This is a genomic window from Pseudomonas sp. NPDC087342 (genome assembly GCF_044744265.1).
GTDB lineage: Bacteria > Pseudomonadota > Gammaproteobacteria > Pseudomonadales > Pseudomonadaceae > Aquipseudomonas > Aquipseudomonas nunensis.
This window is the reverse complement of sequence record NZ_JBIUXZ010000006.1, coordinates 212,514-226,710: the sequence shown is the minus strand read 5'-3', so window position 1 is coordinate 226,710 and position 14,197 is coordinate 212,514. Positions and strand designations below refer to the sequence as shown.

The following is a 14,197-nucleotide window of genomic DNA, read 5'->3' as shown; positions in this document are numbered from 1 at the left end:
CATCAACCCACAGGTGCCCGACCATGCTGCCACTGTCCCCTACCCTCAAGATCATCCTGGCCATGGCATTCGTCGTAGCGTGCTGGGGTTATTCACCGACTGGCATTCATATCGGTTTGCAAGCCTACGACCCTGGCCATCTGGCGTTGCTGCGGTTTCTGGTGGCGTCGGCGTTTATGGCGGTGATCGCGGTGTTCAAAGGCATCAGCCTGCCGAAACTGCGCGATTTGCCGTTCCTGATCGCTCTCGGTTTCTTTGCCGTGAGCCTGCACCACGTGCTGCTGAATTTCGGCCAGCAAGGGGTCAGCGCCGGAGCGTCCAGCGTGCTGGCGCAATCGACGCCGTTGTTCAGCACATTGCTGGCGCGGTTTGTGTTCAAGGATCGGGTGAGCGTCTGGCGTTGGGGTTGCGTGTTTCTGGGCTTGATCGGCGTGGTGATTGTGGTGGCTGGCGACAAGGGGCTGGGCAGTATTGATGCCCATGGCTTGTTGATCCTGGGGGCGGCAGTGTCCTGGAGTTTTTACTTCGCCCTGCAGAAACATCACACCGGGCGTTATGACGGTTTGACCCTGACTTGCTACACGGTCTGGTCCGGGACGCTGCTGTTGCTGGTGTATCTGCCGGGGTTGGTGGATCAGATTGTACGGGCACCGGTTGCAGTGCAGATGGCGGTGATCGGGCTGGGGGTTTTACCGAGTGCCCTCGCCTATCTGGCTTGGGCGTTTGTGCTGGCGCATGTGGATTTGAGCCGGGCGGCGATGACGTTGTATCTGGTGCCGCCGACGGCGATGGGGATTGCGTCGATAGCGCTGGGCGAGCGGCCGGCGTTGATGGTGATCGTTGGGGCGGTGGTGGTATTGATCAGTGTGCTTGCGTTGAATCTGGAGCGTAGGGTGCTGGGGCTGCTGACGCTTTCGCGAGCAGGCTCACTCCCACACTGATCGCGATAACACCGGAGATCCCCTGTGGGAGCGGGCTTGCTCGCGAAAGCGGTGTGTCAGTCAAATAGATGCTGGATGCGCTGACGCCTTCGCGAGCAAGCCCGCTCCCACATGGATTTCCCACACTGATCTTTCCCACCTGGATCGGCGAACACAAAAAACCCGGCGCAATGGCCGGGTTTGTTTTACCGCCTGTCATCGGACAGCGGCGTCTCTTCATCCGCCGTTGGCACGTCTTCGTCGGCGGTCGGGTCTTTCCAGTCGTCAGGGCGATCAGCGTCGCTCAAGGCCGGATCCCGGGAAGGGTCTACGCTGGACGGTGCATCCTGATCCAGCGTTGGCTCGTCTGTGCCGGGCATGGGTCTGGTCGGGTCGGTGTTGGGTGTTCCGCCCTGGAACATTGAATCGTTAGCCATGATGCACCTCACTGATGAGGTCCAGTAAATCTGGGCCGTACAGTTTGGAAGCGGGCGCATGAAAGGCGTGCTATCGAGTAGACCAACGGTTGTCAGCCCTGAGCCAGAAACCGGTCGCGGCTGTTAGTCAGGTGCAGCCACATCGCCGCGCGCGCCGCATCCGCGTCCTGGCGCTTGATGGCGTTGAGGATCGCCTCGTGTTCCTGATTGGCCAATTGCCCAAGCTTGCTCAGATCCGTGGCGCCGCGCTCGGCGGCATTCACGCGGGTCCGGGGGATCATCGCGCTGCCCAGGTGCTGCATGATTTCGGTGAAGCACACATTGCCGGTGGCTTCGGCGATCAACAGGTGGAAGCGTTTATCGGCCTCCACACAACTGTCGTTGTTGGCCAGCAGGCGCTGATAGTCATCCAGCGCTTCACGCATCTGCCCTAGTTGCTGATCGGTACGGCGCACCGCCGCCAATGCCGCCGCCTGAGTTTCCAGGCCCATGCGCAACTCCAGAATACTGCGCACTCCCAGCGCGGTGTCGACGTTCAGCCGCAGTCCCTGCTCCGCCACGCGCTCAATGACAAAGGTGCCGATGCCATGCCGGGTTTCCACCAACCCCGACGCCTGCAACTTCGAGATCGCCTCGCGTACCACCGTGCGACTGACCCCGTGTTCCTGAACGATGGTGTTTTCCGACGGCAGCTTGTCCCCCGGCAGTATCTGGCCGAGCAGGATGCTCTGGGTCAGCTTCGCCACCAAGTCATGGGCCAGGTTATGGCTGCGCTTGCGCGCGGGTGCGTCGAGGTCTTCTTGCATGGTGGTTATCCGAAAAGCAGGGCTAACGGGATCGTAGCACTGAGCGCTCGATAAAACAGCGCTCAACTTGTATGACAACACTCAACAAAAACGCCAAAAACACTCAAATCAAGCCCAGACAAACCCTCAAAAAGAATAACAACCAACCAAAACATCCATATTTTGTTGGACAAATACGCTTGCGAAACGAAAAAACCTAGTTGTATGATGTCTATCAACATCGCAACACCCAGTCACACCCCGCATAAAAATAATCAGTGGGAGAAACGCAAGTGAATACATCCATATCCGGGATGAACGACGGCACCGATTCGGTCCTCAAGTCCGCCATCTCGAAAGTCAAACGTCATGTCCTGCCGCTGTTCGTGATCATGTTCATCGTCAACTACATCGATCGCGTGAACATCGGCTTCGTCCGCGCCCACATGGAGCAGGACTTGGGCATCGGCGCTGCCGCCTACGGCCTCGGTGCCGGCCTGTTCTTCATCGGTTACGCCCTGTTCGAAGTGCCTTCCAACATGCTCCTGCAAAAAGTCGGCGCGCGTATCTGGCTGACCCGCATCATGCTGACTTGGGGACTGGTCGCTGCCGGCATGGCGTTTATCCAGAACGAAACCCACTTCTACATCCTGCGTTTTCTACTGGGCGTGGCCGAAGCCGGGTTCTTTCCCGGGGTGATCTACTACTTCACCCGCTGGTTGCCCGGGGTCGAGCGCGGCAAGGCGATTGCGATCTTCCTCAGCGGCTCGGCGGTTGCATCGCTGATCTCCGGCCCACTGTCCGGTTTGCTGCTGCAAATAAACGGTCTGGGCCTGCACGGCTGGCAGTGGATGTACTTTATTGAAGGGATGTTCTCGGTCGGATTGTGCGTGTTTGTCTGGTTCTGGCTCGACTCCAAACCCCACGACGCCAAATGGCTGAGCCGCGCCGAGCAAGACGCGCTGGTCAAAGCCATCGATGACGAACAACTCGCTCGCGAAGCCGCGACGCCGATCAAACCGTCGCTGGGCAAGCTGCTCAAGGATCGCCAGATCATCCTGTTCTGCCTGATCTACTTCTTCATTCAACTGACCATTTACGCCGCGACCTTCTGGCTGCCGAGCATCATCAAGAAGATGGGTGACCTCAGCGACATTCAGGTCGGCTTGTTCAACTCGATCCCGTGGTTGCTGTCGATTGTCGGCATGTACGCCTTCGCCGCGTTCTCGGCCAAATGGAAACACCAGCAAGCCTGGGTCGCCGCTGCGCTGCTGATTGCGGCGGCCGGGATGTTCATGTCCACGACTGGCGGGCCGATCTTTGCCTTTGTCGCGATCTGCTTTGCGGCGCTGGGCTTCAAATCCGCATCGTCGCTGTTCTGGCCAATTCCCCAGGCGTACCTGGATGCGCGGATCGCTGCGGGGGTGATCGCGTTGATCAACTCGGTGGGCAACCTCGGCGGCTTCGTCGCACCGACCACCTTCGGCCTGCTGGAAGAACACACCGGCTCGATCCAGGGCGGGCTCTACGGTTTGGCCGCGACCTCGATCATCGCCGCGATCATTGTGTTCGCCGCCCGCAACACACCGAAAACTGCGCCCGCCGCTGTCGTCGGCAAACCCGCTTCCAGCCACGCCTGAATTTCTGCTTTGAAGGACATGACAATGAACGCACACGACACTGCAAAAGCTCCGATCATCACCAGCATGCAAGTGGTTCCGGTGGCTGGCCATGACGGCATGCTGCTCAACCTGAGCGGCGCCCATGGGCCGTTTTTCACGCGCAATATCGTCATCCTCACCGACAACGCCGGGCACACCGGAGTCGGCGAAGTGCCGGGTGGCGAGCGCATTCGCCAGACTCTGGAAGATGCACGCTCGCTGGTGGTCGGCAGCCCGATAGGCACCTACCAGAAGATTCTCAATCAGGTGCGCCAGACCTTCGCTGATCGCGATGCCGGCGGCCGTGGTTTGCAGACCTTCGACCTGCGCATCACCATTCACGCGGTGACTGGTCTGGAAGCCGCCCTCCTCGACTTGCTCGGCCAGCATCTGGACGTGCCGGTCGCCGCGCTCCTTGGCGAAGGCCAGCAGCGTGATGAAGTGAAGATGCTCGGCTATCTGTTTTATGTCGGGGATCGCAACGAAACCGACTTGGCCTACCGCAGCGAACCGGACGCCGACAACGACTGGTTCCGCGTCCGTCACGAAAAAGCCATGACCGCCGATGCGGTGGTGCGCCTCGCTGAAGCCGCCCACGCGCGCTACGGTTTCAAGGACTTCAAACTCAAGGGCGGCGTGCTCAGCGGCGACGAAGAAATCGAAGCGGTCACCGCCCTCGCCGAGCGCTTCCCCGACGCGCGCATCACCCTCGACCCGAATGGCGCGTGGTCACTCAAAGAAGCGATCCGCCTGTGCCGCGATCAACACCGCGTGCTGGCCTACGCCGAAGACCCGTGTGGTGCGGAAAACGGTTATTCGGGCCGTGAAGTGATGGCTGAATTCCGCCGCGCCACCGGGCTGAAAACCGCGACCAACATGATCGCCACCGACTGGCGGGAAATGGGCCACGCAATCCAGCTGCAATCGGTCGACATTCCACTGGCCGACCCGCACTTCTGGACCATGCAGGGTTCGGTGCGCGTAGCGCAGATGTGCCACGAATGGGGCCTGACCTGGGGCTCGCATTCCAATAACCACTTCGACATTTCCCTGGCCATGTTTACCCACGTTGCAGCGGCGGCGCCGGGTGAAATCACCGCCATCGACACGCACTGGATCTGGCAGGACGGCCAGCGCCTGACCAAGGCGCCGCTACAAATTGTCGGCGGTTGCGTGCAGGTGCCGAAGAAACCGGGGCTGGGGGTTGAGCTGGATATGGATCAGTTGGCCAAGGCTCATGAGTTGTACAAAGGCATGGGGCTGGGCGCGCGGGATGACAGCGTGGCGATGCAGTTTCTGATTCCGGGGTGGAAATTCGATAACAAACGGCCGTGTCTGGTGCGCTGACTTCGGCTCACCACAATCCCCTGTGGGAGCGAGCTTGCTCGCGATAGCGGTGTATCCGTCGACATCAATATTGGATGTGCCGACCTCATCGCGAGCAAGCTCGCTCCCACAGGTTATGTGTTAACCGTGAATTATCTGCAGCAGCCACGCCTTGAACGCCGCCATCGCCGCCGTTTCCGGTCGCGACTGCAACCGCGTCAACCAGTAACTCCCCGTGGTGATGTGAATGGGGAACGGCTGCTCGATCGCACCCGCCGCCAGTTGCCGCGCAAACATCAGCGGCGGTGCCAACGCCACGCCGGTGCCTTGCATCGCCGCTTCCATCATCGCCAGCGACGAGTCGAAGACGATGCTTTGCGGCGGCGCGACGTGGGTCGAAAGACCTGATGCCTGAAACCAGTCCGGCCATTCATCCGAGCGGTAGGAACGCAGCAGGGTTTGCCCCAGCACATCGGCCGGTTCGCGCAGTTGCCGGGCAATCTCGGGCACGCACAGCACCGACAGCGGCGCCTCGATCAGCCTTACCGCTTCAATCCCGTGCCACGCCCCGGCGCCAAAACGAATCGCGTAATCCAGCCCTTCAGCGGCCACGTCCACCCGATTGTTGTTGGTCGACAGGCGCAAATCTATGAACGGATATTTCGTCTGGAAGTCCGCCAGACGCGGCAACAGCCATCCCACCGCGAATGTCCCGACGGCGCCCACCGCCAGTACTTCGCGATAAAGCCCGCCTTCGAGTCGCTCCAAGGTTTCGGCGATTCGGTCGAAAGCTTCGCGCAGGACCGGCAACAGGGTTTCGCCCTCACTGGTCAGCATCAAGCCGCGGGGCAAGCGTTTGAACAGGGTTACGTTAAGCTGAGCCTCAAGGCCTTTGACCTGATGGCTGACCGCCGCTTGCGTGACGCACAGCTCCACCGCCGCCCGGGTGAAGCTCAAATGCCGCGCCGACGCTTCAAAGGCGCGCAGTGCGTTCAGCGGTAATTGCGGCCGGATCATGCCCACTCCCAAAATTTTCTAATGGCTCGTGCGAAATATCATCGGTTGTCGATCAACGACAGACTGCCTAAATTTGCCTCGCCGTTCAGCGGGCGGTCTACCGGGTAGCGCCCTCCATTCGCAGGGAATAGAAACAATGACTAACAAAACCAACATGGCCAGACTGACTGTTTTAGGCGCTTGCGTTGCATTGCTCGGTGCCGGCCCGTGCCTGGCCCAGGCTCAGACCGACCAACAGATTCAGAGCGCAGTCGACGCCGCTATCAAACCCATCCTGCAAACCCAGGGCGTTCCCGGGATGGCCGTGGCCGTCACCGTCAATGGCAAGCTGCATTACTTTAACTACGGCGTGGCCTCCAGGGAAAGCGCCCAGGCAGTGACGGAAAACACCCTGTTCGAAATCGGCTCGGTCAGTAAAACCTTCACCGCGACCCTCGGCGCCTATGCCATCGCGACCGGCAAACTGTCCTTGAGCGACAAGGCCAGCCAGGTCTTGCCTGACTTGCGCGGCAGTGCATTCGATAACGTCAGCGTGTTGCAACTGGGCACCTACACGGCGGGCGGGTTGCCGCTGCAGTTCCCTGATGAAGCGGATCACGCGGACAAGATGCTCGGCTATTTCAAGCAATGGAAACCGGTGTATGCGGCGGGTACGCATCGACAATATTCGAACCCGAGCATCGGATTATTCGGTTATCTGGCCGCGCATAAACTGGGCGTGCCGTTTGATGAGGCGATGACAAATACCTTGCTGCCCAAACTCGGTCTGACACACACCTTCCTTCGGGTGCCGCCGGATCAGATGAGCGTTTACGCCCAAGGCTACGACAAGAATGACAAGCCTGTGCGGGTCGATCCGGGAGCGCTGGACTCCGAGGCCTACGGCGTGAAAACCAGTACGGCGGACATGATTCGTTATGTTCAGGCGAACCTGAAACCGGCGTCACTGGAAAAACCTTTGCAGCAGGCCATCGCGACGACTCACACCGGTTACTACACGGTCGGCGACATGACCCAAGGCCTGGGCTGGGAACGCTACAGCTACCCGGTCAGCCTCGACAAATTACTGGGCGGCAATTCGACGCCGATGGCCATGGAGGCGCACAAAGTCCAATGGCTGACCCCGCCGCAGCCTGAGCCGGAAAGTGTGCTGATCAACAAAACCGGCTCTACCGGTGGTTTCGGTGCTTACGTTGCGTTCGTGCCCACCAAGGACATCGGCATCGTGATCCTGGCCAACAAAAACTACCCGATCCCGGAGCGGATCAAAGCGGCGCATCAGATATTGAGTGCGTTGGCCAAGTAACCCGCCACACCATAACCCCCTGTGGGAGCGAGCTTGCTCGCGATAGCGGTATATCCGACGACATCAATGTCGACGATAAGGACGCCATCGCGAGCAAGCTCGCTCCCACAGGGTTATGGTGTTTGCACCTCAGGCTTCTTCCGCTCCAGACACGCCAGCGCACTTACCGCCAGGCACAACGCCGCCCCCGTATACACCCACTCCGAAGGCGCCACCGGCAGCAAAAACCCCGCCAGCAATGGCCCCAAACCCGCGCCGATATCACGCCAGACCGCATTCCCCGCCAGCGCCCGGACACGTCCGCTGTCCGGATGACGTTGTGCAATGACCGTCACCACCAACGGCAATTGCAACGCCCGCAGAATCAGCACCAACGCCCCGCCGACGATCAGCCAATGGAAGCCAAACCCGATCAGCGCCATCGACGTCAGCAGCGAAAACACAATCAACATTCGTGTCGCGCCCCAACGCTGCGCCGCGATACCGCCCAGCGGGCTGAGCAACAGTTCAGAGACGTAACGCAACGCCAGCAGCGTCCCGGCGACCACCACCGCGTTGCCCTCCAGAAGATGATCCGCCAATAGCGAGAGCCCGATGATGAACAGTCCGTCGAGGGTCAGCCCTTCGATAAACGACCACATCGCCACACTGTCCGGCCGCTTGAAACGCCGAGTCGACGCCGACATCGGGTGTGCTGCTGATGGCATGCCCAGCGCCAACCACATCGCGATCAATGACGTCGCGAACATCAGGAAGAAAATCACCCGCGGCCCATACGCCACACTCAACAGCGCCCCCAGCGGCAGCGCCAGCATCGGCCCCGCAGCAATCAACGCCCGCGAACGCCCAGTGCGTCGCGCAGCACCCGCGGGCTCGGCGGTCGCCATCACCTGCGTGGACAAATTCAGCGCCGCATAGGACAAACCCCAGCCGAGGCGCAACACCAACAACCACCAAAACCCCGACAACGTCGCGTAGCCCAATGCACACAAAGCCGCAGTCCCGGTGGCCAGCAGCAATGCCGGGCGATCGCCCCTACGGGTGTAAAACTCCATGACATAGCGATAACCGAAAATCCGCACCAGCCGATTCGCCGCCAGCAAAATCCCCGCCTCGGCCAGACTGATACCAAACGCCTGCGGCTGCATTGGCAAGAGCAAGTACAACAACACGTCGCCAGGTAAACACAGGGCCAATACAGCGGCGGCTCGGGTGGAGTGTCTGTCGGCGGTTTTTTCTGTCATGGGAGTGAAAGGCCTTGGTAACAATCAGCGGCCACCAGACTGGCGTGAAGCGAAGGCGCTGACAATCGCTTTAATCATCTGTGGCGAATGAACTCTCTCATCACAAGAGTGCAAGACACAAAATGAGCGATGTCTTGAACTAGGCTAAGACCCGCGCAGTCATCCCTCTTACCTCCCCCTTCAAGAGAGTGATCCCCTATGAACATCGATCTATCCGGCAAGACCGCCCTCGTCACCGGCTCGACCCAAGGCATCGGTTTCGCCATCGCCAAAGGCCTGGCCCTGTCCGGCGCCGAGGTGGTGCTCAATGGCCGCAAGCAAGATGCGGTAGACGCCGCCGTCACCCAGCTCAAACACTTGCTGCCCTCCGCCAATGTGCGCGGGATCGCCGCCGATGCCGGCACCGCACAAGGCTGTAAAGCGATGGTCGCGGCCCTGCCCCAGGTCGACATCCTGGTGAATAACGTCGGGATCTACGGCCCGCAGGATTTCTTCGAAACTGAAGACGAGGTGTGGGAAAAGTTCTTCGAAGTGAACGTCATGTCCGGCGTGCGGCTGTCCCGTGCCTACCTTGAAGGCATGGCCAAAAACGGCTGGGGTCGGGTGGTGTTCATCTCGTCCGAGTCGGCGCTGAACATCCCGGCGGACATGATTCATTACGGTTTTACCAAGACCTCCAACCTGTCGATTTCCCGTGGCCTGGCCAAGCGCATGGCCGGCACCGGGGTCACGGTAAATGCGGTGCTGCCGGGGCCGACGTTGTCCGAAGGGCTGCAAGACATGCTCAAGGATGAGCAGCAAAAGTCTGGCGAACCGATCGAGAAAGTCGCGGCGGACTTTGTCATGGCCAACCGCCCGACGTCGATCATCCAGCGGGCGGCGAGCATGGAGGAAGTGGCGAATCTGGTGGTGTATGTGGTATCGCCCCAGGCATCGGCCACCACCGGCGCGGCGCTGCGGGTAGACGGCGGCGTTGTGGACACCATCGCCTGACCTGCCCACTACAAAACCTGTGGGAGCGGGCTTGCTCGCGAAGACGGTGTGTCAGTCGACATCAATATTGAATGTACCGCCGCTTTCGCGAGCAAGCTTTGCTCCTACAGGGAATGCGTGTTCAGGGATTTGATTGTTTAGTCATCCGGCATTTCAGGTGGTTTGGAAGGTTTGGCCGGTTTACCTGGTTTTGTACCCTTGGCGCCTTTTGCAGGTGCTGCTGCCGGTTCCGCAGCCGCTGGTGGCGGAGTTGGCGCTGCGATTTCCTTCTCTTCCGGCGGCAAGGCGTCAATGGTGTCGAAGATTTTCTTCAGATCGACCGCCTTCGATTCATCCCCCGAACTTTCGAGTTTCTTCTCGCCGTCCTTGCCCAGCAAGATGACTTTAGGCAACGCACCGGCGCCGAGTTTCAGCGAACGGATCAGGGCCATGGTGTCTTGCTGGCCCATGTCCTTGCCGTCGAGTTGGCCGGACATGTTCAGCACGCTGTAGACCTTGATATTGCGCTGGGCGACGCCCTGCTTGTTGGCAGGATCGTCGAACGACTTTTTCAGACCCAGCCACACCGGGTCGATGGTACTGGACGTGATCACGATCAACGGTCGGGCCCTGCCCTTGTCGATATCCAGAGGTGAATCGCCGTCAGCGGCGAGCAAGGGGCCGGCAAGCGCCAGCAAGGTTGTCAGGGTCAAAGACCTGATGAGCATGCGCATCTCCTTTTGATATCCACGCTCTAATGATTGCGCATCGCGTCGATCGTTCCGGGTGACGATCCACGAATATGTTTCGCTTAGGCCAAAGCTTAGGTCAGGGGCGGCATTGCGCAACAGATGATGAGGGATTGTGTGCACTCTTTCAGGTGGAATACACACCCTCTGTGGGAGCGAGCCTGCTCGCGAAGAGTCCATCTCATTCAACGATGATGTTGACTGACCCAGCGCTTTCGCGAGCAGGCTCGCTCCCACAGGGGATTGGGGAACACAGGTTGAGCTAGTCTCAATAACTGATCCGCCATGAGGACCTCTCAATGAGCGCTCAGTTGAACCACACCATCGTCTGGTGCCGCGACAAGCAGGTCTCGGCCCATTATCTCGCCGAGATCCTCGGCCTGCCGAGTCCCGAGCCGTTCGGGCCGATGCTGATCGTCAAGCTCGACAACGACGTGTCGCTGGACTTCTACGACAACGACCCGCCGATCGCCTCCCAACACTATGCGTTCCTGATCGGTGACGACGATTTCGACCAGGCCTTCGCTCGCCTGCAAGCGCGCAAGCAACCGTGGTGGGCCGACCCGGGCAAGCAGCGGCCGAATGAGATAAACGCCTATGGCGGTGGGCGGCGCGTGTATTTCGATGACCCGGACGGGCATCTGCTGGAGATCATGACCCGGCCCTAAGCGATTGCCGGCAGAGAAAATGTAAACACGCTGCCGACACCCGGTTCGCTTTCCGCCCACAACTCGCCGCCATGGGCCTGGACGATGCTGCGGCAGATGTACAACCCCAGGCCGCTGCCGTTAGGGTTGCCTTCGCGCACCGACCAGTAGCGCTCGAAGATATGCGGCAACTGCACGGCGTGGATACCGCCGCCATTGTCGCTTACCGAAATCATCACCTTGTCGTCCGCCTGCCAGGCATTAAGGTCGATGCGCCCGCCGGCCGGGGTGAATTTGATGGCGTTGCCCAGCAGGTTCGACAACACCTGGAACAGCCGCTGCGGGTCGGCGTCGATGCTCATGCCGGCGGCGCTGGTGCAGTTGAGCTCGATACCCTTGTGCGAGGTCAGGGTCACCAGCAACCCGCAGGCTTGTTCAAGCAACTCGACCACATCCAGCGGCTTGCAATCCAATGGATATTGCCCGGCGTCCAGTTTCGACTTGTCGAGCAAATCGGCGATCAATGCGTTCATGCGATCGGTGGCTTCTTCCATGGTGCCCAGCGCGGCACTCATGCGTAACGTGTGCTTGCCTTCGTCCCGGGACACCAGGCGCTGCATCATTCCGCATTGCATGATGATGATCGTCATCGGGTTGCGCAGATCATGGGACACCACCGCCACCAGCTCATCGCGCACCCGCACCGCTTCATGTTCGCGGCGCACCTGACGAGCCAGGTCGTCTTCGATGGCACCGCGACGCAACTGCAGCGCGGCGTAGGCATCGGCGGCACTCCACGGTCGCGCCCTGCCCTCCACTTGTTGCTCCCACACCTCAAAAGACTTGCGCGGTTGCAAGCGTTGGCTGGCGTCAGTACCGGCGACGAAATGCTCGTCGGGATTGCCGCTCCACTTCATGCTCGAACGCAGTTGCGCGCCAAACCAGATCACCGCGTTGTCCACCGGTTTGGGCAGTACGAACGCCAGCAGACCGCTGGCGACATCGCTGTAAGTGGCGCTGACGCCATGCAGGCTTTGCAGATGATCGGTCATCAGCAACTCGCCACTGTCCAGGCATTGCTCACGTACCCACAGGTACAACGCGCGCACTTGTTCCTCCGTCGGGCATTGGCCGATCAACTGCAAGCGATCCTCGATCAACAGCGCCACACCGCTGGCCCCGGTCAGGCTCAACAGTTGTTGCGGATGATTGGCCAGACCGTCCAGCACATCGTGCCTGGCCTCGCGCATCGCCGTGGTCAGTTGATTGATCAGCAGCGACTTCTGCTCGCGTTCAGTCTGCAGGTCGCGGGTTTGCAGGGCGGTGATCTGCACGCTGAGCAACTGGGCAATCGCGGCGCACATGGTGCGCACCGGGTGGCTGACCAACAACGGCTCGTGATGCGCGCAAGTGATCAGGCCCCAGAGCCGATCCTGTTCCAGCAACGACAGGCTCATGGAAGCGCGCACGCCCATGTTGTCGAGGTACTGGCAGTGCACCGGCGACACGCTGCGCAACATCGAGAAGCCCAGGTCCAGCGACTGTCCGGTGTCGGGACGCAGCACCGGCAGGATCGGCACCGGCACATAGCGTGCATCGGGAATCACCCGGATCCAGTTCAGGCGATACAACTCCCGGGCCTGGGGCGGAATGTCCGAGGCGGGAAAACACTGGCCGAGATAACCCGGTAACTGGCCGCCCAATGCTTCGCCGATCACCTGGCCATGACCGGCCGGTTCGAAGCGGTAAATCATCACGCGATCGAAGCCGGTCAGGTGGCGGATTTCTTCGACACTGACGGTGTACAGCTCCTGCAATGTGGCGGCCGCCTGCATCCGGCGCAAAGCGCGCAGCAGGATGACAGTGTTGTCCTGGGCGGCTTCCCGCCACGGTTCCAGCTCTAGAATGATCACGGCGTCATGACGGCTGAGCGAGCCATTGAAGCGTTGGCCGCCAATCTCCAGCACCAGCGGATTGGCGTCTTCCAGTTCCGCCGGCAGCAGCGCCTCACGGACTTGCTCCACCGCCGTCGCGCCCGTCAGCGTCGCCAACGGTTGCTGCAACAAGGCTTCGACCGAGTGCCCGAACATCGCCGCGCAGTTGCTGCTGATCTGGCCGATGATCAACCCCGGCTCGCTCAGGGCCAGCAAAACGCCATGGGGCCGGATCGAACCCGGAATGCGGATCGGCTCATTGGCACACTGGGCGAGCGCGGCGGCGAGTTGCTCGGCGCCCAGACGGTTCATTGCAACACCCCGCAGCGTTCAAGCCAGTTCTCGAAGGCATTGAAGGTTGCCTCGGCGGCCACCACCGATTGCGCCCGTTCGGCCGGTTCGCGCACCTCATACAGGCACGCCAGAAAACCTCGCCACATGACCAGGGTCGAGGTGCCGTAGACCGCGAAAAAGCGACCACCCTGGTGTTCATCGATACCCAGGCGCGCGTACAAGCCGTTGCGCATGGATTGCCCGCCCAATGTCGCGCCCTCAAGCACGTACAACACACCCAGCACATCCGCCGCAGAGCGGATTTGCAGGGAGAAACGACACAGAGGAATCGCCTTGATGGCTTCCGCATCCAGGCCCAACGCGTACAGGTCGGCTTCCAGGGACGGGGTTTTGCTGCGAATCAGCCAATCCAGGTCAGGAATGGTCATTGCCATCTGGAACAACATTGCTTCCAGTGGCCGATAAAAGCCGTAATACGCTTCGATCAAGCGGGTGTAGAGCGCTTGGTCGGAGGTAAAAAAAGGAATGCGTTTTTCCAGCAGTTGATGTTGCTGGGTGGTCGCGATGCGCAGCTCACTGAGAATCAGCGGCAGGCTCTTGGGCGGGACGGTCACGACAAGGCGTCGTGGCAATACCCGGCTGTGTGAATTTGACGCTCAGCCACGTCGATTGACCCGTGCACATGTCACCTCTTGCTTGTCGATCATCAGGGAATGCCGACAGGTCATTCACGAAGGAATGAAAGGGTGGCTGTTCACCGTAGCATCTATAGAGGGCTAGAAGTGGTTTGTTTGCGGGGAGGGTCCGGGGTGACAGCGATTTGGCTCCCCCGTAGCAGCTGTCGAGCACCGCGAGGCAGCGTTCGGCGGCGAAGCCGTCGTCAAACCATGCGCCGCGGTGTATCA

Annotated in this window: 13 protein-coding genes; 6 read left to right on the top strand and 7 right to left on the bottom strand. The window is 60.4% G+C overall.

Annotated elements, in window-relative coordinates; translation table 11 throughout:
* Positions 1-23 precede the first annotated feature (23 nt).
* On the top strand, positions 24-941 hold the full coding sequence (locus tag ACIOYV_RS16225) for a DMT family transporter (RefSeq protein ID WP_401325059.1): 918 nt from the start codon (positions 24-26) through the stop codon (positions 939-941).
* A 185-nt stretch (positions 942-1,126) separates the two neighbouring features.
* On the opposite strand, the gene ACIOYV_RS16220 is transcribed toward ACIOYV_RS16225, so the two are convergent.
* Entirely contained in the window at positions 1,127-1,357 is a 231-nt protein-coding gene (locus ACIOYV_RS16220) for a hypothetical protein (RefSeq protein ID WP_401325056.1), read from the bottom strand.
* A gap of 92 nt (positions 1,358-1,449) precedes the next feature.
* Complete coding sequence (locus tag ACIOYV_RS16215; protein WP_401325053.1) at positions 1,450-2,163, bottom strand: FadR/GntR family transcriptional regulator; 714 nt, start codon at positions 2,161-2,163, stop codon at positions 1,450-1,452.
* Positions 2,164-2,435: 272 nt separating this feature from the next.
* Here ACIOYV_RS16215 and ACIOYV_RS16210 point away from each other — a divergent pair, with 272 nt between their 5' ends.
* Together ACIOYV_RS16210 and gudD are read left to right on the top strand one after the other, a co-directional pair.
* Positions 2,436-3,782: an MFS transporter gene (locus ACIOYV_RS16210; RefSeq protein ID WP_401325050.1), complete on the top strand. Its 1,347-nt coding sequence runs from the start codon at positions 2,436-2,438 to the stop codon at positions 3,780-3,782.
* A gap of 24 nt (positions 3,783-3,806) precedes the next feature.
* Positions 3,807-5,150 carry a glucarate dehydratase gene (gudD, locus tag ACIOYV_RS16205; RefSeq protein WP_401325047.1) on the top strand — a complete coding sequence of 448 codons (1,344 nt, stop codon included), beginning with the start codon at positions 3,807-3,809 and terminating at the stop codon, positions 5,148-5,150.
* A gap of 120 nt (positions 5,151-5,270) precedes the next feature.
* Here the strand turns inward: gudD and ACIOYV_RS16200 are convergent, their stop codons facing one another.
* The gene (locus ACIOYV_RS16200) at positions 5,271-6,146 is read right to left on the bottom strand and encodes a LysR family transcriptional regulator (protein WP_401325044.1); all 876 of its coding nucleotides are present in this window, start codon (positions 6,144-6,146) and stop codon (positions 5,271-5,273) included.
* A gap of 154 nt (positions 6,147-6,300) precedes the next feature.
* Between ACIOYV_RS16200 and ampC the strand changes: the two genes are divergently transcribed.
* Positions 6,301-7,452: a class C beta-lactamase gene (gene ampC, locus ACIOYV_RS16195; protein WP_401325227.1), complete on the top strand. Its 1,152-nt coding sequence runs from the start codon at positions 6,301-6,303 to the stop codon at positions 7,450-7,452.
* Positions 7,453-7,565: 113 nt separating this feature from the next.
* On the opposite strand, the gene ACIOYV_RS16190 is transcribed toward ampC, so the two are convergent.
* A complete protein-coding gene (locus ACIOYV_RS16190) occupies positions 7,566-8,696 on the bottom strand; it encodes an MFS transporter (RefSeq protein ID WP_401325042.1) in 1,131 nt (376 codons plus the stop codon).
* A gap of 198 nt (positions 8,697-8,894) precedes the next feature.
* Here ACIOYV_RS16190 and ACIOYV_RS16185 point away from each other — a divergent pair, with 198 nt between their 5' ends.
* Positions 8,895-9,689: an SDR family NAD(P)-dependent oxidoreductase gene (locus ACIOYV_RS16185; RefSeq protein ID WP_054617281.1), complete on the top strand. Its 795-nt coding sequence runs from the start codon at positions 8,895-8,897 to the stop codon at positions 9,687-9,689.
* 137 nt (positions 9,690-9,826) lie between these two features.
* Here ACIOYV_RS16185 and ACIOYV_RS16180 read toward each other — a convergent pair whose 3' ends face one another.
* Complete coding sequence (locus ACIOYV_RS16180) at positions 9,827-10,396, bottom strand: DUF4174 domain-containing protein (protein WP_401325038.1); 570 nt, start codon at positions 10,394-10,396, stop codon at positions 9,827-9,829.
* Positions 10,397-10,716: 320 nt separating this feature from the next.
* On the opposite strand from ACIOYV_RS16180, the gene ACIOYV_RS16175 reads away from it, so the two are divergent.
* Positions 10,717-11,085, top strand: a complete 369-nt coding sequence (locus ACIOYV_RS16175; RefSeq protein ID WP_054617282.1) for a VOC family protein — start codon at positions 10,717-10,719, stop codon at positions 11,083-11,085.
* Here the strand turns inward: ACIOYV_RS16175 and ACIOYV_RS16170 are convergent.
* Entirely contained in the window at positions 11,082-13,310 is a 2,229-nt protein-coding gene (locus tag ACIOYV_RS16170) for an ATP-binding protein (protein ID WP_401325036.1), read from the bottom strand. The two genes, ACIOYV_RS16175 and ACIOYV_RS16170, sit on opposite strands and share 4 nt — an antisense overlap.
* Positions 13,307-13,906 (bottom strand): biliverdin-producing heme oxygenase, encoded by a 600-nt coding sequence (locus ACIOYV_RS16165; RefSeq protein ID WP_401325033.1) that lies wholly within the window; start codon positions 13,904-13,906, stop codon positions 13,307-13,309. The genes ACIOYV_RS16170 and ACIOYV_RS16165 overlap by 4 nt, the downstream gene beginning before the upstream one ends.
* Between the last annotated feature and the right edge of the window lie 291 nt (positions 13,907-14,197).

Coding starts and splice junctions, on each gene's coding strand:
- ACIOYV_RS16175 (WP_054617282.1), top strand. CDS start 10,717: ATGAGCGCTCAGTTGAACCACACCATCGTCTGGTGCCGCGACAAGCAG.
- ACIOYV_RS16200 (WP_401325044.1), bottom strand. CDS start 6,146: ATGATCCGGCCGCAATTACCGCTGAACGCACTGCGCGCCTTTGAAGCG.
- ACIOYV_RS16225 (WP_401325059.1), top strand. CDS start 24: ATGCTGCCACTGTCCCCTACCCTCAAGATCATCCTGGCCATGGCATTC.
- ACIOYV_RS16220 (WP_401325056.1), bottom strand. CDS start 1,357: ATGGCTAACGATTCAATGTTCCAGGGCGGAACACCCAACACCGACCCG.
- ACIOYV_RS16190 (WP_401325042.1), bottom strand. CDS start 8,696: ATGACAGAAAAAACCGCCGACAGACACTCCACCCGAGCCGCCGCTGTA.
- gudD (WP_401325047.1), top strand. CDS start 3,807: ATGAACGCACACGACACTGCAAAAGCTCCGATCATCACCAGCATGCAA.
- ACIOYV_RS16185 (WP_054617281.1), top strand. CDS start 8,895: ATGAACATCGATCTATCCGGCAAGACCGCCCTCGTCACCGGCTCGACC.
- ACIOYV_RS16170 (WP_401325036.1), bottom strand. CDS start 13,310: ATGAACCGTCTGGGCGCCGAGCAACTCGCCGCCGCGCTCGCCCAGTGT.
- ACIOYV_RS16215 (WP_401325053.1), bottom strand. CDS start 2,163: ATGCAAGAAGACCTCGACGCACCCGCGCGCAAGCGCAGCCATAACCTG.
- ACIOYV_RS16180 (WP_401325038.1), bottom strand. CDS start 10,396: ATGCTCATCAGGTCTTTGACCCTGACAACCTTGCTGGCGCTTGCCGGC.
- ampC (WP_401325227.1), top strand. CDS start 6,301: ATGGCCAGACTGACTGTTTTAGGCGCTTGCGTTGCATTGCTCGGTGCC.